General features: G+C 71.1%; 22 protein-coding genes. 16 read left to right on the top strand and 6 right to left on the bottom strand.

The window, feature by feature from the left end; all coding sequences use genetic code 11:
- Positions 1-35 precede the first annotated feature (35 nt).
- Both ACFY3J_RS16755 and ACFY3J_RS16750 read right to left on the bottom strand, forming a co-directional pair.
- Positions 36-1,682, bottom strand: a complete 1,647-nt coding sequence (locus ACFY3J_RS16755; protein ID WP_390841105.1) for an MFS transporter — start codon at positions 1,680-1,682, stop codon at positions 36-38.
- Positions 1,683-1,909: 227 nt separating this feature from the next.
- Positions 1,910-2,686 (bottom strand): IclR family transcriptional regulator, encoded by a 777-nt coding sequence (locus ACFY3J_RS16750; RefSeq protein WP_384177357.1) that lies wholly within the window; start codon positions 2,684-2,686, stop codon positions 1,910-1,912.
- A 69-nt stretch (positions 2,687-2,755) separates the two neighbouring features.
- Between ACFY3J_RS16750 and ACFY3J_RS16745 the strand changes: the two genes are divergently transcribed.
- Genes ACFY3J_RS16745 through ACFY3J_RS16710 form a run of 8 tightly spaced genes read left to right on the top strand, consistent with a single transcriptional unit; the run spans position 2,756 to position 9,874 of the window.
- Positions 2,756-3,916, top strand: coding sequence for a cupin domain-containing protein (locus tag ACFY3J_RS16745; RefSeq protein ID WP_384177355.1), 1,161 nt, complete (start codon positions 2,756-2,758; stop codon positions 3,914-3,916).
- 2 nt (positions 3,917-3,918) lie between these two features.
- Complete coding sequence (locus ACFY3J_RS16740; protein WP_390841104.1) at positions 3,919-4,746, top strand: fumarylacetoacetate hydrolase family protein; 828 nt, start codon at positions 3,919-3,921, stop codon at positions 4,744-4,746.
- Positions 4,743-5,375: a maleylpyruvate isomerase family mycothiol-dependent enzyme gene (locus ACFY3J_RS16735; protein ID WP_384177351.1), complete on the top strand. Its 633-nt coding sequence runs from the start codon at positions 4,743-4,745 to the stop codon at positions 5,373-5,375. Before ACFY3J_RS16740 ends, ACFY3J_RS16735 begins: the two co-directional genes overlap by 4 nt.
- Before the next feature lie 16 nt (positions 5,376-5,391).
- On the top strand, positions 5,392-6,666 hold the full coding sequence (locus tag ACFY3J_RS16730; protein WP_384177349.1) for an FAD-dependent oxidoreductase: 1,275 nt from the start codon (positions 5,392-5,394) through the stop codon (positions 6,664-6,666).
- Positions 6,663-7,853 (top strand): thiolase family protein, encoded by a 1,191-nt coding sequence (locus ACFY3J_RS16725; RefSeq protein WP_390841103.1) that lies wholly within the window; start codon positions 6,663-6,665, stop codon positions 7,851-7,853. The genes ACFY3J_RS16730 and ACFY3J_RS16725 overlap by 4 nt, the downstream gene beginning before the upstream one ends.
- A complete protein-coding gene (locus ACFY3J_RS16720) occupies positions 7,853-8,545 on the top strand; it encodes a 3-oxoacid CoA-transferase subunit A (RefSeq protein ID WP_390841102.1) in 693 nt (230 codons plus the stop codon). Before ACFY3J_RS16725 ends, ACFY3J_RS16720 begins: the two co-directional genes overlap by 1 nt.
- Positions 8,545-9,219 (top strand): 3-oxoacid CoA-transferase subunit B, encoded by a 675-nt coding sequence (locus tag ACFY3J_RS16715; protein ID WP_384177343.1) that lies wholly within the window; start codon positions 8,545-8,547, stop codon positions 9,217-9,219. Before ACFY3J_RS16720 ends, ACFY3J_RS16715 begins: the two co-directional genes overlap by 1 nt.
- 46 nt (positions 9,220-9,265) lie before the next feature.
- Positions 9,266-9,874 carry a TetR/AcrR family transcriptional regulator gene (locus ACFY3J_RS16710; RefSeq protein WP_390841101.1) on the top strand — a complete coding sequence of 203 codons (609 nt, stop codon included), beginning with the start codon at positions 9,266-9,268 and terminating at the stop codon, positions 9,872-9,874.
- Positions 9,875-9,898: 24 nt separating this feature from the next.
- Here ACFY3J_RS16710 and ACFY3J_RS16705 read toward each other — a convergent pair whose 3' ends face one another.
- The 4 genes from ACFY3J_RS16705 to ACFY3J_RS16690 are packed head-to-tail and all read right to left on the bottom strand — an operon-like array spanning position 9,899 to position 13,331.
- Complete coding sequence (locus tag ACFY3J_RS16705) at positions 9,899-10,825, bottom strand: LysR family transcriptional regulator (protein ID WP_384177339.1); 927 nt, start codon at positions 10,823-10,825, stop codon at positions 9,899-9,901.
- 9 nt (positions 10,826-10,834) lie between these two features.
- Positions 10,835-11,977: an NAD(P)/FAD-dependent oxidoreductase gene (locus ACFY3J_RS16700; protein ID WP_390841100.1), complete on the bottom strand. Its 1,143-nt coding sequence runs from the start codon at positions 11,975-11,977 to the stop codon at positions 10,835-10,837.
- Positions 11,974-12,162 carry a ferredoxin gene (locus ACFY3J_RS16695; protein WP_145766073.1) on the bottom strand — a complete coding sequence of 63 codons (189 nt, stop codon included), beginning with the start codon at positions 12,160-12,162 and terminating at the stop codon, positions 11,974-11,976. The genes ACFY3J_RS16700 and ACFY3J_RS16695 overlap by 4 nt, the downstream gene beginning before the upstream one ends.
- Entirely contained in the window at positions 12,159-13,331 is a 1,173-nt protein-coding gene (locus ACFY3J_RS16690; protein ID WP_384177334.1) for a cytochrome P450, read from the bottom strand. The genes ACFY3J_RS16695 and ACFY3J_RS16690 overlap by 4 nt, the downstream gene beginning before the upstream one ends.
- 229 nt (positions 13,332-13,560) lie before the next feature.
- Here ACFY3J_RS16690 and ACFY3J_RS16685 point away from each other — a divergent pair, with 229 nt between their 5' ends.
- The 8 genes from ACFY3J_RS16685 to ACFY3J_RS16650 all read left to right on the top strand — a co-directional run bounded on the left by ACFY3J_RS16685 (position 13,561) and on the right by ACFY3J_RS16650 (position 22,621).
- Positions 13,561-14,535, top strand: a complete 975-nt coding sequence (locus tag ACFY3J_RS16685) for a phosphotriesterase (RefSeq protein WP_384177332.1) — start codon at positions 13,561-13,563, stop codon at positions 14,533-14,535.
- A gap of 50 nt (positions 14,536-14,585) precedes the next feature.
- Positions 14,586-15,539, top strand: coding sequence for a phosphotriesterase (locus ACFY3J_RS16680; RefSeq protein ID WP_384177330.1), 954 nt, complete (start codon positions 14,586-14,588; stop codon positions 15,537-15,539).
- An 11-nt stretch (positions 15,540-15,550) separates the two neighbouring features.
- Positions 15,551-16,681: an FAD-dependent oxidoreductase gene (locus ACFY3J_RS16675; RefSeq protein ID WP_384177327.1), complete on the top strand. Its 1,131-nt coding sequence runs from the start codon at positions 15,551-15,553 to the stop codon at positions 16,679-16,681.
- Positions 16,682-16,684: 3 nt separating this feature from the next.
- A complete protein-coding gene (locus ACFY3J_RS16670) occupies positions 16,685-17,608 on the top strand; it encodes an alpha/beta hydrolase (RefSeq protein WP_384177325.1) in 924 nt (307 codons plus the stop codon).
- A gap of 36 nt (positions 17,609-17,644) precedes the next feature.
- Positions 17,645-18,586: an MBL fold metallo-hydrolase gene (locus ACFY3J_RS16665; protein WP_384177323.1), complete on the top strand. Its 942-nt coding sequence runs from the start codon at positions 17,645-17,647 to the stop codon at positions 18,584-18,586.
- An 18-nt stretch (positions 18,587-18,604) separates the two neighbouring features.
- The gene (locus tag ACFY3J_RS16660) at positions 18,605-20,389 is read left to right on the top strand and encodes a CocE/NonD family hydrolase (RefSeq protein WP_384177321.1); all 1,785 of its coding nucleotides are present in this window, start codon (positions 18,605-18,607) and stop codon (positions 20,387-20,389) included.
- Between the two features lie 241 nt (positions 20,390-20,630).
- On the top strand, positions 20,631-21,365 hold the full coding sequence (locus ACFY3J_RS16655; RefSeq protein ID WP_384177319.1) for a trimeric intracellular cation channel family protein: 735 nt from the start codon (positions 20,631-20,633) through the stop codon (positions 21,363-21,365).
- The gene (locus ACFY3J_RS16650; protein ID WP_384177317.1) at positions 21,365-22,621 is read left to right on the top strand and encodes a M20 family metallopeptidase; all 1,257 of its coding nucleotides are present in this window, start codon (positions 21,365-21,367) and stop codon (positions 22,619-22,621) included. Before ACFY3J_RS16655 ends, ACFY3J_RS16650 begins: the two co-directional genes overlap by 1 nt.
- Positions 22,622-22,665: the final 44 nt, after the last annotated feature.

Here is a 22,665-nt window from a genome sequence, read left to right as displayed (position 1 = left end):
CGACCAGTCCCGGTGACGTCCAGAAGTGGCGGAGGTCAGGGATGGAGGACGGTGGGGGCCGATTCCGCCCTGCCGTCGCTTCCGGGAGCCGGCGGTACGGGCGCCGCGTCCTCGGCGGAACGGCGGGCGTGGACCCCGATCATGCCGAAGGCTGCCAGGGCCGCGGCGACGGCGGCTGCCACACCGCACACCAGGAACGCGGTGCTGAAACCACTGCCCAGGGCATCCAGGGCCAGGCCGTGCGCCGCGGACCCCGGGGCGCCGGGCGGCACGCTGTTCACGGCGATGGGTCCTCCGGCCGCGGCGATCTCGCGTGCCGCGGCGAGCTGGCCGGCCGGCAGGTCCGCGCCGGACAGGTTCTGCGTGAACGCCGACCCCGCGTTGCTGAGGGCGACCGCGCCGACGACGACGGGGCCGAGGGCGAAGCCGAGGTCGCGCAGCATATTGGTGGTGGCGCTCGCCATGCCGGCCAGCTGCGGAGGCACGCTGTTCAGCGCCACCGCCGTCACCGAGCTGACGGTCAGGGCGAAACCGACGCCGATCAGCAGGGCGGGCGCGACGAACGGGGCGAGTCCCGGATCAGTGACGTCCAGGCGGGTGAACAGCAGGGAGCCGATCGCCATCAGGACGAATCCCGAGGTCAGCAGCCAGGAGGCCGAGACCCGGTGGAGCAGCCGCGAGACCACCGGTACGAGCACGAAGGCGGGCCCCTGGAGGAACAGGAACAGGATGGCGACGCGCATCGGGTCCTGGTGCTGCACCGGGCCCATCCACATGCTCATCGCGAAGCACGCGCCGAGGAAGGCGAGCATGCCGATGACCGCGACGACGGAGGACACGCTGAATGCGCGGTTGCGGAACAGCTTCAGGTCGAAGATGGGGGAGTCGGCCCCCAGCTCCACCACGACGAAACCGGCGAGGAAGCAGACGCCGAGGGCGAGGGCGAGCATGACGGGAAGGGTGGTCCAGCCCGACTCGGGCCCCTCCACGGCGCCGTAGAGCACGAGGATGAGGCCGACGGCGAAGGTGATCTGACCGGGTACGTCGAACTTCCGGCCCTCGGGAGCCTTCGACTCCGTGGCCAGCACCAGGGTGAGCACCATGCTGACCACGGCGAGTCCGACGAGCACCCAGAAGGAACCGCGCCACGACCCGACCTTGGCGAACATGCCGCCGAGCAGAGGTGAGACGGCGGCGCCGGCGGACAGGAAGCCGCTCCAGAGTGCCACCGCGTGCGCCCGTTGCCGCATGCTGCGGGTGACGGCGGTGATCGCGGTGAGCGAGCCCGGGAACATGGCGCCGGCGCCCAGTCCGTTCAGGGCGGCGCCGATCCACAGCACCTGGACGGTGGGCGCGAGCGCGGCCACGGTGCTGCCCGCGGCGACCAGGGCCGTGCCGGCCGCGACGAGTCTTCGCCGTCCGAAGAGGTCACCGAGGACACCGAAGGTGAACTCGAAGCAGACGACGGCGATCATGAACGCGGCGGTGATCCACGTGAGCTGTGATCCGCGCGTGTGCAGGTCCTCCTGGAAGAGTCCGAGGAGCGAGGCCGGCAGCGCGTTCGCGACCTGGGCCACGAAGACCGCGCCGCAGGCGGCAGCCAGTGTTCCCGCGTAGCCCGGCGTCCGGGCGGCCCCCGCGGTTGGGCCCTGGGACGTCGTCGTCCCGTTGTTGAGCGTCATTGCTGTTCTCCCTGGCTGGGAAAGAAGGGCATCCCGGAAACGGGAGCCTCGGGAGCGTGGAAGGGCTCGGCTCTGCGTACGCGGTGGGGAGAGCGAAGCACGACGCGAGTCGGGCGCGGTTCCGTGGAGAATGACACTCGCTTTACGTCACGTCAATGATTTGTTCGCAAACTAAGATGAGTGGTGCTCTCGTAAGGTAAGCGTTCGCTTTGTTGTGTGATCGGGATTCAGTGCTGCTCGGCCAGGTCCTTCTCCAGCGCGTGCGCCGTGGCGTCCAGGGCGGCGACCAGGGACTGAAGGCGGTGCGGGTCGTAGCGCACGCTGGGCATCGACACCGACAGGCCGGCCAGCGCGGTGCCGTCCCGGTCGCGCACCGGTACGCCGACGGCGACCAGACCCCGCTCGGACCGTTCCCTGTTGACGGCGAACCCGTTGCGCCGCAGCCGTTTCAGTTCCGTGCGCAGGCGGGCGAGGTCCGGGCGGTCGGCCGGACGGTCGCGGTAGCGCTCGGGGGCGTACACCTCGTCCAGTTCCTCGTCGGAGAGGTCGGCGAGCAGGAGCAGTCCCGCCGTGGTGCGGTGCGCCGGGAACACCATGCCCTCCCGGGAGCCGACCCGCAGGGCCTGCCGGCACTCGACGCTGGCGATGAACCGGGCCGTGTCCCCGGTGCGCACCGTCAGGTTCGCGGTCTCGTCGAGCAGGTCGACGACCCGGTGCAGGTGGGGCAGGGCCGCCGCGCGCAGCCGCGAGACCAGGGACTGGGAGTGCGCGGCGAGTTCCAGCACCGGTCCCGCGCGGTAGACGCGGTCCTCGTCCTGCACGGCGAAGTCCCGGTAGACCAGCATCGCCAGGATCCGGTGGGCGGTCGACCGGGCGACGCCGAGGCGCTCGGCGATCTGCGAGACGGTCGCGCCGCCCTCCATCTGCAGGATGGTCGCCGCACGCAGCGCGTGGTCCACGCTGGCGATCGGGTAGGGCGGCGGTGTCTTCAGCGGCTTGTCCATGGCGCGCTCCCTGATTCTGCTCTCCAGAATCTCCATGTTCTCTCACCAGACGCGGCGCACGCTGGTGCTGTGACTGAGACCTCCATAGCCCAAGACACCGCCACGGGTTCCCCGGTCCGGCTCCAGGCCGTCTCCGCGGAGGGGCAGCCCGAGGTCACCCCGGCGCTCGAAGAGCTTTACCGGGGCTTCGAACAGGAACTGCTCGTCCCGCTGTGGACCGAGATCGGCGACCTGATGCCGGCCCACCCGCGCTCGCGCGCCGTGCCGCACCTGTGGCGCTGGGAGCGGCTGCGGCAACTGGCGGCCCAGGCCGGCGACCTGGTTCCCGTCGGCCGCGGCGGCGAGCGCCGCGCCATCGCGCTGGCCAACCCCTCCCTCGGAGGAAGGCCGTTCGCCACCCCGACGCTGTGGGCGGCCATCCAGTACCTCATGCCCGGCGAGGACGCCCCCGAGCACCGGCACACCCAGCACGCCTTCCGCTTCGTCGTCGAGGGCTCGGGCGTGTGGACGGTCGTCGGCGGCGATCCGGTGCCCATGAACCGTGGCGACTTCCTCCCGCAGGCGGGCTGGAACTGGCACGCCCACCACAACGCCACCTCCGAACCAATGGCGTGGATCGACGGCCTGGACATCCCCTTCCAGTACGTCACCGAGGCGCAGTTCTTCGAGTTCGGCCGCGACGAGATCAGCGACGCCGAGCGCATCACCCCCGAGCGTTCACGCTCCGAGCGTCTGTGGGGCCACCCCGGCCTGCGCCCGCTGTCGGCCGCCCCGGCCACGCCGGGCAGCCCGCTGCTGTCCTACAAGTGGGAGTACACCAACGCCGCCCTGCGCGACCAGCTCCTGCTGGAGAAGGAGGGCTTCGGCGGCACCGTCGAGCCCGGCCACGCCGCGGTGCGCTACTCCAACCCGCATGACGGCTCCGACGTCCTGCCGACCGTCCGCGCCGAGTTCCACCGCATCGCCCGCGGCGCCGAGACCGCGCCGGTGCGCGAGACCGGTTCGTCGGTGTACCAGGTCTTCGACGGCTCCGGTGTGGTGACCGTCGGCGACACGTCCTGGACGGTGACCCGCGGCGACCTGTTCGTCGTCCCGTCCTGGGAGCCGTTCGCCGCCCGGTCCGAGGCCGGCACGACCGACTCCGACGAGGGAGCCCTCGACCTCTTCCGCTTCTCCGACGCGCCCGTCTTCGAGGCGCTCCGGCTCAACCGCACCCAGAAGGACGCCTGACCATGAAGCTCGCCACCATCCGCACCACCGACGGCACCAGGGCGGTCCGCCGCGACGGCGACCTCCTGGTCGACCTCGGGTACGCCGACCTGGGGGAGCTGTTCGCCGAGGCCGACTGGCAGTCCAAGGCCGCCGCCGCCTCCGGCACCACCCACCCGGTCGAGGGCGCGGACTTCGCGCCGGTCGTCCCCAACCCGTCCAAGGTTGTCTGTGTCGGCCACAACTACACCAACCACATCAAGGAGATGGGCCGGGAGCTGCCGGACTACCCGACCCTCTTCCCGAAGTTCGCCGACACCCTGCTCGGCGCGGGCGACGACATCGTCAAGCCGGCCGAGACCGAGGCGTTCGACTGGGAGGTCGAGCTGGCCGTCGTGATCGGCAAGCAGGTGCGCCGCGCCGACGAGCAGCAGGCCGCGGACGCCATCGCGGGCTTCACCGTCATGAACGACATCTCGGTGCGTGACTGGCAGTTCCGCACCATCGAGTGGACCCAGGGCAAGATCTGGGAAGCCTCCACCCCGGTCGGCCCCTACGTCGTCACCCCCGACGAGGTCGGCGGCGTCCGCCCCTCGCTCGAGGTGAAGACGGTCGTCGACGGGCAGGTCATGCAGCAGGACGACACCGGCACGCTGCTGTTCGACCCGGTGTTCCTGGTGCAGTACATCTCCACCGTCATCACCCTGCGCCCCGGCGACATCATCGCCACCGGCACCCCGGCCGGCGTGGGCAACGCCCGCGACCCGAAGGTCTTCCTGCTCCCCGGCCAGACCGTGGTCACCGAGATCGCCGGCCTGGGCGCGTGCACCAACAAGGTGGTCGCGCCGTGACCGACGGCCCGCGGACGTTCGCCGACGCGCGTGAGTGGGCCCGTACCGGCACCGAGCTGGTACGGGCCGCCGTCGCGGACCTCGACGAGGCCGGCTTCGCCGCCGCCAGTGTGCTGCCGGGCTGGACCCGGAAGCACCTCGCCGCGCACGTCGCCGCCAACGCCGACGCCCTGTGCAACCTCGCGCACTGGGCGGCCACCGGCGAGGAGACGCCGATGTACGCCTCCCCCGGGGAGCGCGCCGCCGGCATCGCCAAGGGCCCGGCCCTCTCCCCGGGCGAACTGCGCGCCTGGCTGGCCGACTCGGCCCGCCGGCTCGGCGAGGACCTGGACGAACTGACCGACGAGCAGTGGCAGAACAAGGTCGTCACCGCCCAGGGCCGTACCGTCCCCGCCACCGAGCTGCCGTGGATGCGGTCCCGGGAGACCTGCGTCCACGCGGTCGACTTCGGCACCGGCGTCACCTTCGCCGACCTCCCGGCGGGCTTCCTGTCCGCCCTGGTCGACGAGATCAGCACCAAACGCGGACTGACCGAGCTGCCCGAAGGCCCTCTCCCCGAGGTCGCCGCCTGGCTGGCCGGTCGGCCCCACACGCTCGCCGACGCTCCCGAGCTCGGCCCGTGGCTCTGAGAGTTGAGGAAGTTCCATGACGAACCCTGACGTGATCGTCGTCGGCGGCGGCATCGGCGGGCTGGGTGCGGCGTTCTCGCTGACTCGCCAGGGCCTGCGCGTGCGCCTGCTGGAGAGCGCCCCCGCCTTCGGCGAGGTCGGCGCGGGCATCCAGCTCGCCCCCAACTGCACCCGCATCCTGGACGACTACGGCCTCCTGGAGGAGGCCAAGAGCCTCGGTGTCGTTCCCGACTCCATGGTGATGCGCGACGCGGTGGAGGGCGACGAGCTGACCCGCCTCGACCTGCGGGACCTGGAGAGGCGGTACGGCTACCCGTACATGGTGATCCACCGCAGCGACCTGCACGGCCTGCTGCTGCGCGCCTGCGAGCGGGCCGGCGTCGAGCTGATCACCGACTCCCGCGTGACCTCGTACGAGAACACCGACAGCGGCGCCCGCGTCACCCTCGCCCCGGGCGAGGTCCACGAGGCCGGCCTGGTCATCGCCGCCGACGGTCTGCACTCCGTCGCGCGCAAGCTGTTCGTCGACGACCAGCCCGTCTCCTCCGCGTACGTCGCCTACCGCGGCACCGTGCCCGCCGAGTCGCCCCGCGTCCAGGGCACCGACCTCAGCGAGGTCGTGGTCCACGTCGGCCCGCGCTGCCACTTCGTCCACTACGGCCTGCGCGGCGGCGAACTCCTCAACCAGGTCGCCGTCTTCGAGTCCCCCAAGGCCCTCGCCGGCCAGGAGGACTGGGGCACCCCGGACGAGCTCGACGCCGCCTTCGCCGGGACCTGCGACTTCGTGCAGGACGGCCTGCCGTTCATGTGGCGGGACAAGTGGTGGCGGATGTTCGACCGCGACCCGGTCATGAACTGGGTGCACGGCCGGATCGCACTGCTCGGCGACTCCGCGCACCCGCCGCTGCAGTACATCGCACAGGGCGCGATCATGGCCATCGAGGACGGCTGGGTGCTGGGTGAGCACGTCGCCCGCAACCGTGCCGAGGACGGCACCGTCGACTGGGACACCACCCTCGCCGCCTACGAGGCCGTCCGCCCCGAGCACTGCCGCCGCGTCCTGACCACCTCCCGCAAGTGGGGCGAGCTCTGGCACCTCGACGGTGTCGCCCGCGAACAGCGCAACGTCCTGCTCCGCGCCCGTGACACCCACGACTACTCCTTCGTGGACTGGCTGTACGGTCCGACCGCGCTGACACCGGAGCAGGAGCCGCCCATGTTCTCGCCGGTCCCGCTGTCCTCGGCGGCCGTCGAGGAGCCGCTGGCCGTGACGGGGAGCGGCGCATCGTGAGCGGCGCTTACCTCTACGCGGCGACCCGCACCCCGTTCGGCCGGTTCAACGGCGCTCTCGCCGGGGTCCGGCCCGACGATCTGGCCGCCACCGCGCTGTCCGGACTGCTGGACCAGGCACCGGGCCTGGACCGCGCCGCGATCGGCGACGTGGTGTGGGGCAACGCGAACGGCGCCGGCGAGGACAACCGCAACGTCGGCCGGATGGCGGTGCTGCTGGCCGGGCTGCCGGTGAGCGTGCCCGCCACCACCGTGAACCGGCTGTGCGGGTCCAGCCTGGACGCGGCCGTCATCGCCTCGCGCGCCCTGGAGTCCGGCGACGCCGACATCGTCGTGGCGGGCGGTGTGGAGTCCATGACCCGGGCGCCCTGGGTGCTGCCCAAGCCGGACCGCGCCTTCCCCGCCGGGAACGTCACGGCCGCCTCCACGACCCTGGGCTGGCGGCTGGTCAACCCGGCCATGCCCAAGGAGTGGACGCTCTCGCTCGGCGAATGCAACGAACTCCTCCAGGAGAAGTTCTCCATCTCCCGGGAGCGGCAGGACGCGTTCGCGGTGCGCTCCCACCGACTCGCCGCCCGGGCCTGGGACGATGGCTTCTACGACGACCTGGTCATGCCCATGCCGGAACTGGCCCGCGACGAGGGCATCCGCCCCGGCACCGACCCGGAGAAACTGGCGGCTCTGAAGCCGTCGTTCCGCCCGGACGGGACGATCACGGCCGGCAACGCCTCACCGCTGAGCGACGGGGCATCGGCCGTGCTGCTGGGCACCGCGGCGGCCGCCGACCGCATCGGCCTCGAACCCCTAGCCCGGATCGCCGGCCGCGGAGCCCACGCCGTCGAGCCTCAGATGTTCGGTTACGCGCCCGTGGAGGCCGCCGAGCAGGCGCTGCGCCGGGCCGGCATCGGCTGGGCCGACGTCGGCGCGGTCGAGCTGAACGAGGCGTTCGCGGTGCAGTCGCTCGCCTGCGTGGACGCCTGGGGCATCGACCCGGAGATCGTCAACACCCGTGGTGGCGCCATCGCCCTCGGGCATCCGCTGGGCGCCTCCGGCGGCCGGCTGCTGGGCACCCTGGCGAAGGTGCTGCGCAAGCGGCGCGCGCGCTGGGGCGTCGCGGCCATCTGCATCGGCGTGGGTCAGGCGCTCGCGGTGGTCCTGGAGAACGTCACCGACGAGGTGAGCGACTGATGGGCGTGACCATCGCGGCGACGGCCGACGAGGCCGTGGCGGGCATCAAGGACGGCTCGACGGTCCTGGTGGGCGGATTCGGTCTGGCGGGCATGCCGTTCGACCTCATCGACGCGCTGATCCGGCAGGGCGCGGGCGACCTGACGGTGGTGTCCAACAACGCGGGGAACGGGGACGTCGGCCTGGCCGCGCTGCTCAAGGCGGGCCGGGTGCGGAAGGTGATCTGCTCCTTCCCCCGGCAGAGCGACTCCTATGTGTTCGACGACCTGTACCGGGCCGGCCGCGTCGAGCTCGAGGTCGTGCCGCAGGGCACGCTCGCCGAGCGGATGCGCGCCGCCGGAGCCGGCATCGGCGCCTTCTACAGTCCCGTGGGTGCCGGCACCCCGCTGGCCGAGGGCAAGGAGGCGCGGGAGATCGACGGGCGTACCCACGTGCTGGAGTATCCGATCAAAGGGGACGTGGCCCTGATCTCGGCGCACCGGGGGGACACCATGGGCAACCTCGTATACCGCAAGACGGCCCGGAACTTCGGGCCCGTCATGGCCACCGCCGCCACCACGGTCGTCGCCCAGGTCACCGGCATCGTGCCCGCCGGGGAGATCGATCCGGAGTCCGTGGTCACCCCGGGCATCTTCGTCGACCGCCTCGTACGGGCCGAGGCCCGTCGGCTCACCGTGCAAGGAGCCCGCTGATGACGATCACACCCGCCGCGGTCCCGGTGGAGCACACCGACCGGGGCCCGCTCACCACCGAGGAACTCGCGGCCCGCATCGCCCGCGACATCCCGGCCGGTTCCTACGTGAACCTCGGCATCGGGCAGCCGACCCGGATCGCCGAGCACCTGTCACCGGACGCGGGCATCGTGCTGCACACCGAGAACGGCATGCTCGGCATGGGGCCGGCCGCCGTGGGCGACGAGGTGGACCCCGACCTCACCAACGCCGGGAAGGTACCGGTCACCGAGCTGCCGGGCGCGGCCTACTTCCACCACGCCGACTCCTTCGGGATGATGCGCGGCGGCCACCTGGACGTGTGTGTCCTCGGGGCGTTCGAGGTCTCCGCGCACGGGGACCTGGCCAACTGGCACACCGGGGACCCCGAGGCCATCCCCGCCGTGGGCGGCGCGATGGACCTCGCCGTCGGAGCGCGACGGGTCCTGGTGATGATGAGGCTGTTCACCCGGGACGGCGCCGCCAAGCTCGTCCCCGCCTGCACCTACCCGCTCACCGGGGCCGCCTGCGTGAGCATGGTCTACACCGACCACGGTGTCTTCGTTCCCGGCCCGGACGGGGTCCGGGTCCTGGAGACGTACGGCATCACGGTCGCGGAACTGCGGGAACGGCTCTCCGTGGACCTGCTCCCGTGAGCCCGTCGCTTTACGGTCAGTAAAGGCGGCACGTTAGGATCCGGGCATGGCGAACCTTCGTGAGGCGCAGAAGCAGATGACGCGCCGTCTGCTGCTGGAGTCGGGACTCGAGCTGTTCAAGACGAAGGGGTACGCCGCCACCACGGTCGACGACATCGCCACCGCGGCGGGCACCACACGCGTCACGTTCTACGCGTACTTCCCCTCCCGCGCCGACCTGATGAAGGCGCTCATCGACGAGCGGCTCAACGAGGCGCTGCAGCGCGTCCGCTCCTCCGAGCACGGCTCGACGGCCCAGGACCTCGTCGCCACCGTCGTCGACGGGACGCCGCAGGCGATCAGGGCGTGGCTGCGGCGGACCGCCGACAACTGGCCGGCCATCCGGCCGATCATCCGCGTGGGCCGTGACGCCGCGGTGATCGAGCCGGCCCTCGCCGACCTGGTGGAGCGGTGGCTGGAGGAAGCCATCAGCGACATTGAGGACGGGCTGACGGCGGCGGGCCGCTTCGAGCCCCATCAGCGTCACTTCCGGGGCGTTCTCGCGATGGCCCAGCTCGACTTCGTCGCCCAGAACTGGCACCGCGCCGACTGGAAGCTCACCTACGAGCAGATGCTCGACGACCTCAGCGCGAGCTGGGTGGCACTCCTGACCTGACCGTCGCGGACGGGCCGGCCGGCTTCAGTCCTGTTGGGTCGCGGCGTCGAAGAGCAGCGCCCGGAGCCACTCGATGAAGTACTGATCGGCCAGCCGGGGGTTCCAGACCATGTCGATCCCGAGTCCGGGAAGCGGGAACGGGAACTCCTCGATCCGCAGGTCGGCGAGTGTCCTCATGGCGGCGGCGACCCGGTGGCGCAGGAGGGCGACTCCGTTCGCGCGCGCGACCAGGAACGGCACCAGCAGAAAGTCGGAGATCCACAGGCCGACCCGGTAGGGGATGCCCTTCTCCTCCAGCACCGGATAGGGAAAGACGCGCCGGTCGGTGTCGACGACGATGTGCGGCTGCGTGGTCAGGAGATCCAGCGCGCTCGCCATCGGCGGCGTGCCCGGTGACGCCACCACCACGCAGCGGTCGTTGTACAGGCGCTCACGCGGGTAGGGCGAGAAGTGCCCCTCGGAGATCAGCGTGACGTCGACGCCCTGGTCGGTGAAGGTTGCCTCGGTCGGGACCGTGATCGTACGCACCCGCAGCGTGATGTGAGGGGCGCGCTCGGCGACGAGCCGCATCAGCCGTGGGCCTACGACGAAGGCCGTGCTGTTCGTCATGGCGACCGTCACGACGCGGTGGTCCTTGGCGGGGTCGAAGACGGGGAAGTTCACGATCTGCGCGGTCTGCTGCAGGGCGTTGCGCAGCGGCGCGAGCAGCTCCAGTGCCCGCGGGGTCAGCGTGACGCCCGAGCCCTGGCGGACGACGAGGTCGTCGCCCAGCAGCCGCCGCATTCTGGTGAGGGCGTGGCTCATCGCCGGCTGGGACAGGCCGATCCGTTCCGCCGCCCTGGTCACCGAACGTTCCTCGAGGAGGGCGAGGAGGGGCACCAGCAGGTTGAGGTTGACCGACGCCAGCCGGTCGAGCCCCGATCCCGTGGTGCCCTTTCCGTCGTCGTCCATGGGGCAACCCTACGGGGCGGCCCGGGTCATGCGGCGCAGCCGGGGGATCGGGATGCGGTAGTCGAGGGCCGCGGCCACACCGGTGCCGTCGGCGTGTGACCAGCGCATCAGTGCCGGCCCGCCACCGGGCCCACCGTCCACGTATGCCGGTTCCCCGTCCTGCGGCAGATCGCCCACCACCTTGAGGCTCAGCCCGAACTGCTCAGTCCAGAAGTACGTCTGGAAGCGCAGCGGCGCTACCTCGTCACCGCGTACGAGTGCCCTCGCGGCGACCTTCGCCTGCTCGATCGCGCTGCTCCACAGGGGGACGCGGCGCAGCCCGCGCGGAGTCGGGAAGGCCGCGAGGTCACCCACGGCCGCGATGTCGGGGCGGACCAGCCCTCGTGAGTCGACCGGGACGACGCCCTCGGCCGTGAGTCCCGTGTCCGCGAGCCACTCGGTGTTGGGCACGTCGCCGACGGCGCTCAGGAGGATGTCCGCCTCGAGGACGGCGCCGTCGTCGAGCACCACCCGGGCCTCCCCCGCATGCCGTTCGATGCGTGCCGAACCGGTCTCGACGAGGGTGAGCCCACGGTCCAGCGCGGCCCTGACGAACACGTCGGCGAGGTACGGCCCGAGCTGGGCGATCAGGGGGACCCCTTGGGAGACCAGGGTGACCCGGCAGCCGGCGGCCAGGCACCCGGAGGCGATCTCCATGCCGAGCGCGCCACCGCCCACCACGACGACCGACGGCCGGTCCGCCAGCCGGTCCCGCAGCCGGAGGGCGTCGTCGAGCCCGCGCAGGGTGAACTCCTCGGGCAGCTCGGACAGCCGCCGCGCCCGGGAGCCGGTGGCGAGGACGAGGCGGTCGTACGGCAGGGCCGAGCCGTCGTCGAGGGTGACGAGCCGGCGATCGGGGTCGAGCCCGGTCGCGCGCACGCCCAGCAGCTCCGTCGCCCCGTGGCCGGCCGGCGGAAGCTCGTGCGAGGACATGTCGCCGCCGTCCAGCAGGAGCGCCTTCGACAGGGCCGGGCGGCTGTAGGCCGGGTGCGGTTCGTCGCCGACGACGGTCAGCTCGCCCTCGAAACCGGCCTCCCGGAGCGTGTCGGCCGCGGTGAGCCCGGCGATCCCGTTGCCCACGACGACGACGCGGGCCGGCGTGCCGCCGCTCATACGACCCTCAGCGCCGCGACCGGGCACACCCGGGCCGCCGCCTTCGCCAGGGCGGCGTCGGCCTCGCCGACCTCCTCGCGGTCGAGCACCAGCTCGCCCTCGTCGTCGAGATGCATGAGCTGGGGGGCCGCTTCCTCGCACAGGCCGTGGCCCTCGCAGCGGGGGCGGTCGAGAACTATCTTCATGCGGGGGTCACCTCCAGGACGGGGAGCTCCTCGATGCTCCGGGTGATGTTGCTGGGCACACGGACCTCGGGTCCGACGACGAGACGTCCGACGCGCCGGGACAGTGCCTCGATCACGGCGTGGGCCTCCAGGCGGGCGAGTCCCTGGCCGGCGCAGCCATGGGGGCCGTAGCCGAACGAGAGGTGGTCGACCGGATTGCGCTCGACGAGGAAGGCGTCCGGGTTCTCGTAGTGCCGGGGATCGCGGTTCCCGGCGCCGAACAGGATTGCGATCTGCGAGCCCGCCGGGACGACGGCTCCGTCGATGTCGACGTCCTTGGTGGTCAGACGGCCCCAGGCGTGGACGGGAGGCCAGAAGCGCAGTACCTCGTTGAACGCCGCCGGCACCAGTGAGGGGTCCTCGCGGACCAGGTCGAGCTGGTCGGGGTGCGCGGCGAAGAGGGAGACGATGTTGCCGATCGCCGCCACGGTGGTGTCGACGCCGGCGCCGAGGTACTGGTGGATGATGTGGCCGGCCGTGTCCGGCGGGACGGCGCCGCGCGCCTCGGCCTCGAAGATGCCACGGCCGACGGACCCTTCCGCCAGGTCCTCGGCCCGGACCTGGGAGCACCATTCGTAGAGTTCGCCGGCGATCGGGAAGTTGTCGGCCGTGCGCTGGTTCATCGGGCCGAGGACCTGCATGGCGGCCTGTCCCCAGCGCAGCATGTTGTCGCGGACGTGGCCGGTGAAGCCGATCAGGTCCGCGACGACCTCCAGCGGGAAGACGCGGGCCAGGGCGTCGATGGCCTCGAAGGAGCCCTTCTCCACGAGCTCGGCGACGAGGGCGTCGGCCTTCGCCTCGATCCGTCCCTTGAGGCCGCGCAGCGCGCGCGGCGAGAGGTTCTCGGTGAGGGTGGCGCGCAACTGGGTGTGCACGGGCGGGTCGGACGCGAGCGAGGTGCCGGTGAGCGCCTCGTTGGCCATCGGGTTGAATGCGATCGAGGTCGAGGAGAACGACTCCCAGTCGGCGAGCGCGTCACGGACGACGTCGTACCGGGTCAGGACGTGGACGTCGTTCCCGGGCAGGTGGACGACGGATCCCAGCTCCCGCAGTTCGGCGTAGACGGGATAGGGGTCCAGCACGACCTCGTCGGCGAAGAGGTCGACGTCTGAAGTGGGCGGTGTGGTCATGCCGTCAGTGAAGTGTTTCACCCTCCATTCATCAAGTGAATGGTTTGCATGATGCAACATGCACGGGGTTCATGATGCCAGCGGGGATTGCAGCGATTCGCCCGAATCCACCCTACGTAAATTGTTTTTTCCAGGTGTTCATTTCATTGACTGCATGTAAAGTGAATGGCTAACGTGACTGCCACCCCCAGGGTGCTGGGCACCCCACCGCGGACACGTGAGGCAGCGCATGAGCGTCAAGAGCAAGACCGTGAACACCGTCCTGGGCCCGGTGCCGGCCGATGAGCTGGGCGTCGTCCTGGTTCACGAGGCGCTGCTGTCCGTGACTCCGGGCGCGGAGCACGCCTTCGACATCACCATCGACCGCGCCGAGATCTTCGAGACGCTCGCCGCGAAGCTGACGGACTTCCGCGCCCACGGCGGCGGCACGATCGTGGACAGCACCGGCATGTTCCACGGCCGGGACGTCCGGCTGTACGAGACCCTCGCCCGCACGACCGGCGTGCACATCGTCGCCTCGACGGGTCAGGGCCCGGAGGAACTTCTCGGCGGCTACTTCCTGACCCCGCAGACCAACCCTCCGACGCCGTGGCCGGCCGAGAAGTTCGCCGACCTGTTCACCAAGGAGATCACCGAAGGCATGGTGGTCCCCCGGGTGGAGCGGCGCGGTGCCGCCGGCCTGGTCGCCGCCACCGCGACCGCCGAGGGCATGACCGCGACCGACGAGAGCCTGTTCCGCGGTGCGGCCCGCACCGCGCTGAGCACCGGCGTCCCGGCCTCCGTCCGTTACGGCGCCGACGCCGTCCGGGAACTCGGCGTCGTCCTGGACGAGAAGCTGCCGGCCGACCGCGTCGTCGTCGGCGGACTCGACCGCAAGGACGCCGTCGCCTCCGGCGCGCCCCTGGAAATCGCCCGCCGCGGCGCCTACGTCGCCGTCGACCACGTCGGTACGGAGGACGCGGCGCACGTCACCGACGCCGAGCGCGCGGTGCTGGTCACCGACCTCGTGCGGGCCGGCTTCGGCGACCGGATCCTGCTCTCGGGCAGCGCGACCGGAGTGGCGAAGGGCCACCCCGGCAACGACCTCCCGTACAGCTACGTCCTGACCACCTTCGTCCCGCTCCTGAAGGCACAGGGTCTCAGCGACGAGGACACACGGCGGATTCTCGTGGAGAACCCGCGCGACCTGCTGTCGGCGTGCTGAGCGCGCCGGCCCGAACGCCCGTCAAGTTTCCTTCCTCAAAGGTGAGTTCTGTGTCGAGAGTGAACACCGTCCTGGGGCCGGTCCCGGCCGAGGAACTGGGTCTCGTGGCCATCCACGAGCACATCGGATACGGCATGCCCGGCTCCGAGCTGGACACGAAGTGGTGGAAGTCCCCGGAGCAGCGGTACGAGGAGACCGTCCCGAAGCTCCGCACGTTCCACGAGCACGGCGGCGGCACCTTCGTCGACGCGACCGGCATCTGCAACGGCCGCGACGTCGACTACTACAAGTCGCTGTCGGCGAAGACCGGCGTCCACATCGTCGCCTGCACCGGCTTCGTCGGCGGTGACACCGCCCTGCCGCACTTCGCCCGGGCGACCGTCGACTACCTGACCCGGCAGTTCGTCCACGAGATCACCGTGGGCATCGGGAACACCGGCAGCCTCGCCGGGGTCATCAAGGTCGGCGTGAGCCGCGGCGGCCGTATGACGGACCTGGACAAGCGCATCTACCGCGCCGCGGCCCGCGCCTCGCTCAGCACGGGCGTGCCGATCCTGACCCACCTCGCGATCGACGCCGAGAACGCGATCGCGATCTTCGCGGAGGAGGGCCTGCCCCTGCACCGCGTCCTGTTCGGACACGTCGACGACGGCGTGAACGCCGACAAGACGCGCGACGTCTGGATCGCGGAGCAGGGCGGCCGCATCGGCTTCGACACCTTCGGCTACGAGACCGAGCTGCCCGACCCGCCGTTCTGGGCCCGCCCCCGCAAGGAGCGCCTCGACCACTTCCTCCGCTTCATCGGCGACGGCCGGCTGAAGCAGGTCCTCGCCTCCGCCGACGCCAACTGCTCCCCGCTGGGCTGGCCGGGCGTGAAGGGGCACACCGTCAACTACATCTTCGAGGACCTCGTCCCGGACCTCCGCGCCGCCGGCCTCGACGAGGCCGCGATCAAGACGATCTTCGTCGACAACCCGGCCGACTTCCTCACCATCCAGAAGTAGAGAGAACCACCATGCAGCTCTCAGACCTGAAGAACCTCCGCATCGCCGTCGTCGGCGCGGGTTACGGCGGCGCGGCAGCGGCCAAGGCCCTGAGCCTGCTCGGCGCCACCGTCGACGTCTACGAGCAGGCGAACCGGATCCGGGAGGTCGGCGCCGGCATCGGTCTGCGTCCCGCCACCATGAACCGCTTCCGCGAGTGGGGCATCTTCGACGCCATCGCGAAGGTGAGTTCGCCGAGCGAGTACTTCGAGATCCTCACGGCCACCGCCGAACCGATCATGCAGGAGGCATGGCCGGCCGCCGGCGATCAGACCCACACCCACCTGATCCACCGCGGGGACTTCATCGACGCCCTCCTGGGGGTGCTCCCCGAGGGCATGGTGCACCTCGGTCACAAGCTGGAGTCCGTCCAGGACAAGGGCGACAGCGCCGTTCTCACCTTCGCGGACGGCAAGACCGTCGAGGCCGACCTGGTGGTCGGCGCCGACGGCATCAAATCGGTGGTGCGCCGGGAGCTGTTCGGCGACAAGGGCCCCGTGTTCTCCGGCGAGCACGCCTACCGCGCCGTCATCTCCGTCGACGACGCCCACGGGATGGCCGCCGACGACAACCTGCGCATGTACATCGGCAAGGGCACCAAGGTCTACCTGCTGCCGCTGCGCCACCGCGGCCAGGTGTCGTTCGACATCACCGCCCTGTGCCCGGACGGCACCTGGGCGCCGCAGGTCACCAAGGACGACCTCCTGGCGACGGTGGACGGCTTCGACGAGCGCCTGGTGAACATCACCCGCGACCTCGACATGGACACCGTGAACATCCGCGCGGTCTACGACATCGACCCGGTCGACACGTGGCACTCGGACTCCGTCGTCCTGGTCGGTGACGCGGCCCACTCGATGCTGCACCACCAGGGCCAGGGCGCCAACTCGGCCATCGAGGACGCCGGAGCGCTCGCCGACGCCCTGCGGCAGGCGGACTCCCTGAAGGAGGCGCTGGCCCTGTTCCAGGCCACCCGCAAGCCGGTCACCGACGAGCTGCAGCGCATCTCGCGCCAGGGCTGGTCGGAGGACGAGATCGACGACGTCTTCCCCGGCCAGAAGCCCGCGACCCAGCAGCCCGCGACCGCCGCCCCGAAGGAGTGACCCATGCCGCTGCATCCTGAGATCGCCAGGTTTCTCGCCGGTCTGCCGGCCCCGGACGGGGGCCCGCTCGACCCGGTCGCCATGCGCGCCGAGGAGGAGGCGCACGTCCCGCCTCTCGAGGAGCGCCTGCCACTGCACGCGGTCGAGGACGTGACCGCGCGGACGGCGTCGGGCGAGGTGCCGGTGCGGATCTACACGCCGGACGAGGCCGACAGCCACGGCCTGCTGGTCTACTTCCACGGCGGCGCGTTCTTCCTCGGCAGCCTGGAGACGCACGACCACGTCGCGCGCTCGCTGGCCAAGGAGACGGCTCTCAAGGTCGTCTCCGTCGGCTACCGCCTGGCGCCCGAGCACGCCTTCCCGGCCGGTCTCGACGACGCCTACGCGGTCGTGCGCTGGGCCGCCGAGGAGGGGTCGGGCCTGGGCTGGGACGGCGAGACGCTCGCCGTCGCCGGCGACAGCTCCGGTGGCACCTTCGCCGCCGCGGTCGCCGCCAAGGCACACGACGACGGCTTCCACCGGATCACGCACCAGGTCCTCTACTACCCCTCGCTCGACCTGGACTTCGACGTCGACCGCTATGCCTCGCTGCGGGAGAACGCCGTGGGCTACGGCCTGGAGACGGCCGGACTGAAGCCCTTCAACGCCTTCTACCTCGGCAGCGGCGCCGATCCCGCGGACCCGCTCGTGTCGCCGGTCAAGCGGGCGGACCTCACCGGGCTGCCCCCGGCCCTCGTCGTCACCGGGGAGTTCGACCCGCTGCGCGACGAGGGCGAGCTGTACGGACAGCGGCTGCGGGAGGCCGGCGTGGCGGCGACGGTGAGCAGGTACGACGGCGCCGGCCACGGCTTCGTCCAGCACTTCTCCTGGATCCCCGAGTACCACCGGGTGTTCACCGAGACGCGCGACTTCCTCGGCCGGCGCTGACCCGGCCCGCCCGCGTACGAGTTCGGAAAGAAGGCCATGACGCACGCAGTCGAAGTCCATCCCCTGTTCTCGCCATGGGGCCGGTTCGGTCTCTACAGCTTCTTCATCGACGCACCCGAACCGGCCATCGTGGACACCGGGATCGCCTCCTCGCCCGCCGAGGGGATGGCTCCCGCGCTCGAGAGGATCGGGCGCCGCCTCGAGGACGTGCGCTGGATCCTGCTGACCCACGGCCACATCGACCACGTCGGCGGCGCGCACGCCCTGTGGGAACTCACCGGGCGGCGCGCCCAGGTGGTGATCCACGAGGCCGACGCGCCGATGCTCCGCTCGCGGCGGGCCCATGTGGAGGAGTACCTCGCGGGGCGTGGCCGGTACCTGGGCGACCCCGAGGGCGAGGCGAAGGTGACGGCCGCCGCGAACGCCGTCATCTCCGGCGAGATGGAGCCGACCATGCTCGTCAAGGGCGGCGAGACCCTCTCCCTGGGCGGCGGCGTCACCGTCTCGGTGCACCCGGTCCCGGGCCACACGCCCGGATCGGTCGCCTACGTCGTCGACGGGCAGCGTTCGGTGTTCACCGGTGACGCCGTGCAGGTCCACGGGGCCGCGAACGGCTTCCCCGGCTACACGGACCCGGCCGCCTACCGGGCCGGTCTGGAGTACCTGCGTGACGAGATCCGTCCCCGGCACCTCTACCTCGGGCACCCGTATCGCCGCGCCGACGGCACGCCGTACGGCGTCGAACTCGACGCCGCGCAGGCTCAGGAGGCCATCGACCAGAGCCTCGCCGCCGAGGGCCGCGTCGCCGCGGCCGCCTGCGGCTGCCTGGAGGCCGGCCTGCGCACGACGGACTCGCCGTACTCCCCCTTCGCTCCCGTCGCCGAGGAACTCGGCTACACCGGCGATCCGACACTCGAGCCGTCGCCGTTCTTCACCTCGATGCACGCCTACCGCGCGCAGTACCACCCGACTGTGTAGTACAGGAGCTTCCAGACCATGACCGACCTTCATACGATCCGGGCGGGCGCGCGGACCATCGCCGTCCGCAAGGACCTGCGGGTGCCGATGCGGGACGGTGTCACGCTGGCCGCCGACACCTACGGCGGCGTGGACGACACGCCGAGGCCCGCGCTGGTGGCCCTGAGCCCGTACGGCAAGGAGCTCCAGGCCCTGGCCCTGACGACCCCGCCGCAGCGCCGGCCGAGCCCCATGTGGGACGGCTGCATCGAGGCCGGCGACATCGCGCGCGTCGTCCAGGAGGGCTACGTCCACGTCATCGGCGACCTGCGCGGCTCCGGCGCCTCCGAGGGCGAGCACATCGGCAACTACAACGCCGGTGGCGTCTCGCTCGGCCAGGACGCGTACGACTTCATCGAGTGGGTCGCCGCGCAGCCGTGGTGCGACGGCAACGTCGGCATGATCGGCATCTCCTACTTCGGCTCGATGCAGGTGCTGGCGGCGGCCGAGCGTCCGCCGAGCCTCAAGGCGATCTTCGTCAGCGGCGGCCACTACGACTTCTACGAGACCACCTACCACGGCGGCGTCATGTGGTTCATGCCGCGCGCCGCCCGTGAAGGGCGCGGCGGCGACTCCGGCTGGGCCTTCACCGACGGCGTCAAGTCCCGAATGCTCGAGACCTACTCGTCCGAAGAGATCAAGAAGCGGGTCGCCGAGCGCCTGCGGGACCCGGACGTGGCCGCCTGGCCCAACCTGGTCCACGTGCTGAACTACCCGAAGAACCACGAGGCCTGGTTCGACATCGTGATGAACGAGGTCGACGGCGAGTGGTACGAGGAGCGCAACCCCGTCACCCTGGCGCCGAACATCGACATCCCGGTCTGGCTCCAGATCGACCAGGGCCGCGGCTGGACGATGGACGGCACCATCGAGGTCTTCAACCGCCTCAAGGGCCCCAAGAAGCTGGACATCGGTCCGTACCCGCCCATGCAGTCGCGCCCCTTCATCGAAGAGCACGACAAGATGTTCCGCTGGTACGACTACTGGATCAAGGGCATCGACAACGGGATCATGGACGAGCCCGCCGTCACCGTGCACGTCGAGGGCTCACGCCAGTACGTCACCGGGGCCCAGTGGCCGCCGAAGGACGTGGAGCACAAGCCGCTCTACCTCCGCCCGCGCCACAAGCTCTCCTTCGAGCCCGAGCCCATGGGCGCCGAGCACGCCGTCCCCGACGGCTTCTACCAGGCGCCCCTCACGGTCACCGACAAGGTGGAGACGCTCAGCTGGAGCACCGAGCCGTTCACCGAGCCCACCGAGATGATCGGCCAGGGCGCGGCGCACCTGTTCGCGGAGATCGACCAGCCCGACACCAACTTCATCCTGCGCATGTGGGACGAGGCCCCGGGCGGCAAGCGCCGGCTCATCACCACCGCCTACCTCAAGGCCTCGCACCGCGAGCTCGACGAGGAGCGCACCACCGAGGGCGACCCCTACCACCCGCACACCCGCGCGGTGCCGGTCGAGCCGGGGAGGATCGAGGAGTACGTGCTGCGCGTCTACCCGTTCGCGGCGACGTTCCTGCCGGGCCACAAGCTGGTCGTGGAGCTCTCCAACGACGAGCCGCTGGCCGACGCGCACAACGCGCTGCTGCCGCCGGACGCCTTCCACCTGCCGGTGGGCCGCCCCGTCACCCACAAGATCTACCGCGACGCCGCACACCCTTCCCGGCTCGTGCTGCCGTTCACGACGGTCACGGCGCCGGACGCCACGCGATCGGGCTCTGCGCGCGACCAGGACGGAGACCGGCACAGCGGCTCCTGACGAGGCCGACGCCGACCGGGGGACCGCCGTACCCCCGGCGGCCGGTCCCGCCCCGGGCCGCGTGCGCCCCAGTCATCCGATCCCGCACCCACCCGTGTCTTCTGCGCCCACGCGGCCGTGACCGCGGGCGATACGACCTGACTGCCGCATGTCGTCGCGGAACGTCACTGTCCGTGGCGGTCTGCTCGTGCCGTGGAGACGCCGAGTCACTAGGCTCGTCATCGTGTCCACCGTGTGTGTGATGTCGGCTTCCCTGATCCCCGCCGGAATCGCGGTCGCGACGCGCTATCTCGACCTCGCGGGTGTCTTCTCGTGCGCGCTGCTGGGGGGCGCCGTGGCCCGCGCGGTCGGCCTGGACCTGTTCGGGTTCCTGGTGGTGGGCATCATCTCCGGTCTGGGCGGAGGCATGATCAGGGACGTGCTGCTGCAGCACGGCACACCGGTCGCGCTGACCGACTACGCCTACCTGCCGACCGCCATCGCCGGTTCCGTGGTGGTCTTTCTCATCAAGATCAGCGAGGAGTCCTGGACCCGGCTTTTCACCGCCCTCGACGCCGCCGTCCTCGGGTTCTGGGCGGTCACCGGGGTCAACAAGACGCTCGCCGTGGGGCTGGGATGGCTTCCGGCGGTCCTCCTGGGCACCGTGACCGCCGTCGGCGGCGGCGCCCTGCGCGATGTCGTCCTCGGCCGGGTGCCGGCTGTCTTCGGGGGCAACGGTCTGTACGCCACCGTCGCCGTCGCGGTCGCCGGAGTCACGGTGATCTGCGTGTACCTCGGCGTGCCGGCGATCGGCGCCGGCCTGGGCATCACCCTGGCCCTGGCCCTCCGGCTCACTGCTGTGCGGCTCGGCTGGAACCTGCCCAACAGCCTCGACTGGCAGCCCCGGTCCAGGATGGCCGCGACGCTGCGGCACGGCACCGGCACTGCCGCCCGAAACGGGAAAGAAGAGCAGTCCCACCCGCGCAAGGAGACGTAGTGACCGACCGAAACCGTGCGGTGCTGTCCGGCCTCGCCAGTATCCGTTCCGATCTTGAGGACCTTTACCAGGATCTGCACAGGCATCCCGAACTCGGCCTGCGGGAGCACCGCACGGCGAAGAAGGCGTCCGACTCTCTGCGGCATCTCGGGTACGAGGTCACCGACGGCATCGGCGGCACGGGCGTGATCGGCGTGCTGGCCAACGGCGACGGACCCACCGTCATGGCCCGCGCGGACATGGACGCCCTCCCGGTACGCGAGCGGACCGGTCTGCCCTACGCCTCCACCGTGACCCTGACAGGTCCCGACGGCACCGAGCAGCCGGTCATGCACGCCTGCGGGCACGATGTGCACGTGACCGCTCTGCTCGGCTGCGCACAGCTGATGGCTCAGGCCAAGGACGCCTGGCGCGGTACCTTCGTGGCGCTCTTCCAGCCCTCGGAGGAGAACGGCGACGGCGCCCGTGCCATGATCGACGACGGTCTCACGGCAAGGGCGCCCCGGCCCGACGTGGTACTCGCCCAGCACGTCCTGCCCTATCCGGCAGGCTACGTCGGCACCCGTCCGGGATCGTTCCTGTCAGCCGCGGACAGCCTGCGCATCACCGTCCACGGCCGAGGAGCCCACGGCTCCATGCCGCAGGCCGCGGTCGACCCCGTGGTGATGGCCGCCATGATCGTCGTGCGCCTGCAGACCATCGTCTCCCGGGAACTCGCCGCCACCACCCCCGCCGTCGTCACCGTGGGCAGTATCCACGCCGGCACCGGTCCCAACGTCATCCCCGACAGCGCCGTCGTCGAGCTCAACGTCCGTACCTACGACGATGCGACGCGCGGCCAGGTCCTGAAGGCGATCGAGCGCATCGTCCGGACCGAGAGCGAGGCGTCCGGGTCGCCGGAGGCACCCGAGATCGAGCGGACGGCCTCCTTTCCGCCCACCGTCAACGACGAGGAAGCGACCCGGCGCGTCGCCGAGGCGTTCGCCGCCCACTTCGGCGACGACGCACACACCATCGACCTGCAGACCGCCAGCGAGGACATGAGCGAGATCCCCAAAGCGTTCGGCGCGCCGTTCACCTATTGGGGCATCGGAGGCATCGACGCCGGCCTGTATGCCGAGGCCGCCAAGAAGGGCACCATCGCCCAGGACGTCCCGGTCAACCACAGCCCTGCCTTCGCCCCCGTCGTCCAACCCACCCTGGACACCGGCGTCAGCGCCATGACGGTGGCCGCACTTGCCTGGCTCGGCGGCTGAGGTGGAGTGGGTGGCGATGCCGGAGCCGGTGGCGAAGGGCGCCT

Origin of the sequence: Streptomyces sp. NPDC001231 (assembly GCF_042896885.1) — a bacterium.
In the GTDB taxonomy this organism is placed as follows: Bacteria; Actinomycetota; Actinomycetes; order Streptomycetales; family Streptomycetaceae; genus Streptomyces.
This window is presented reverse-complemented; position numbering and strand designations above follow the sequence as displayed.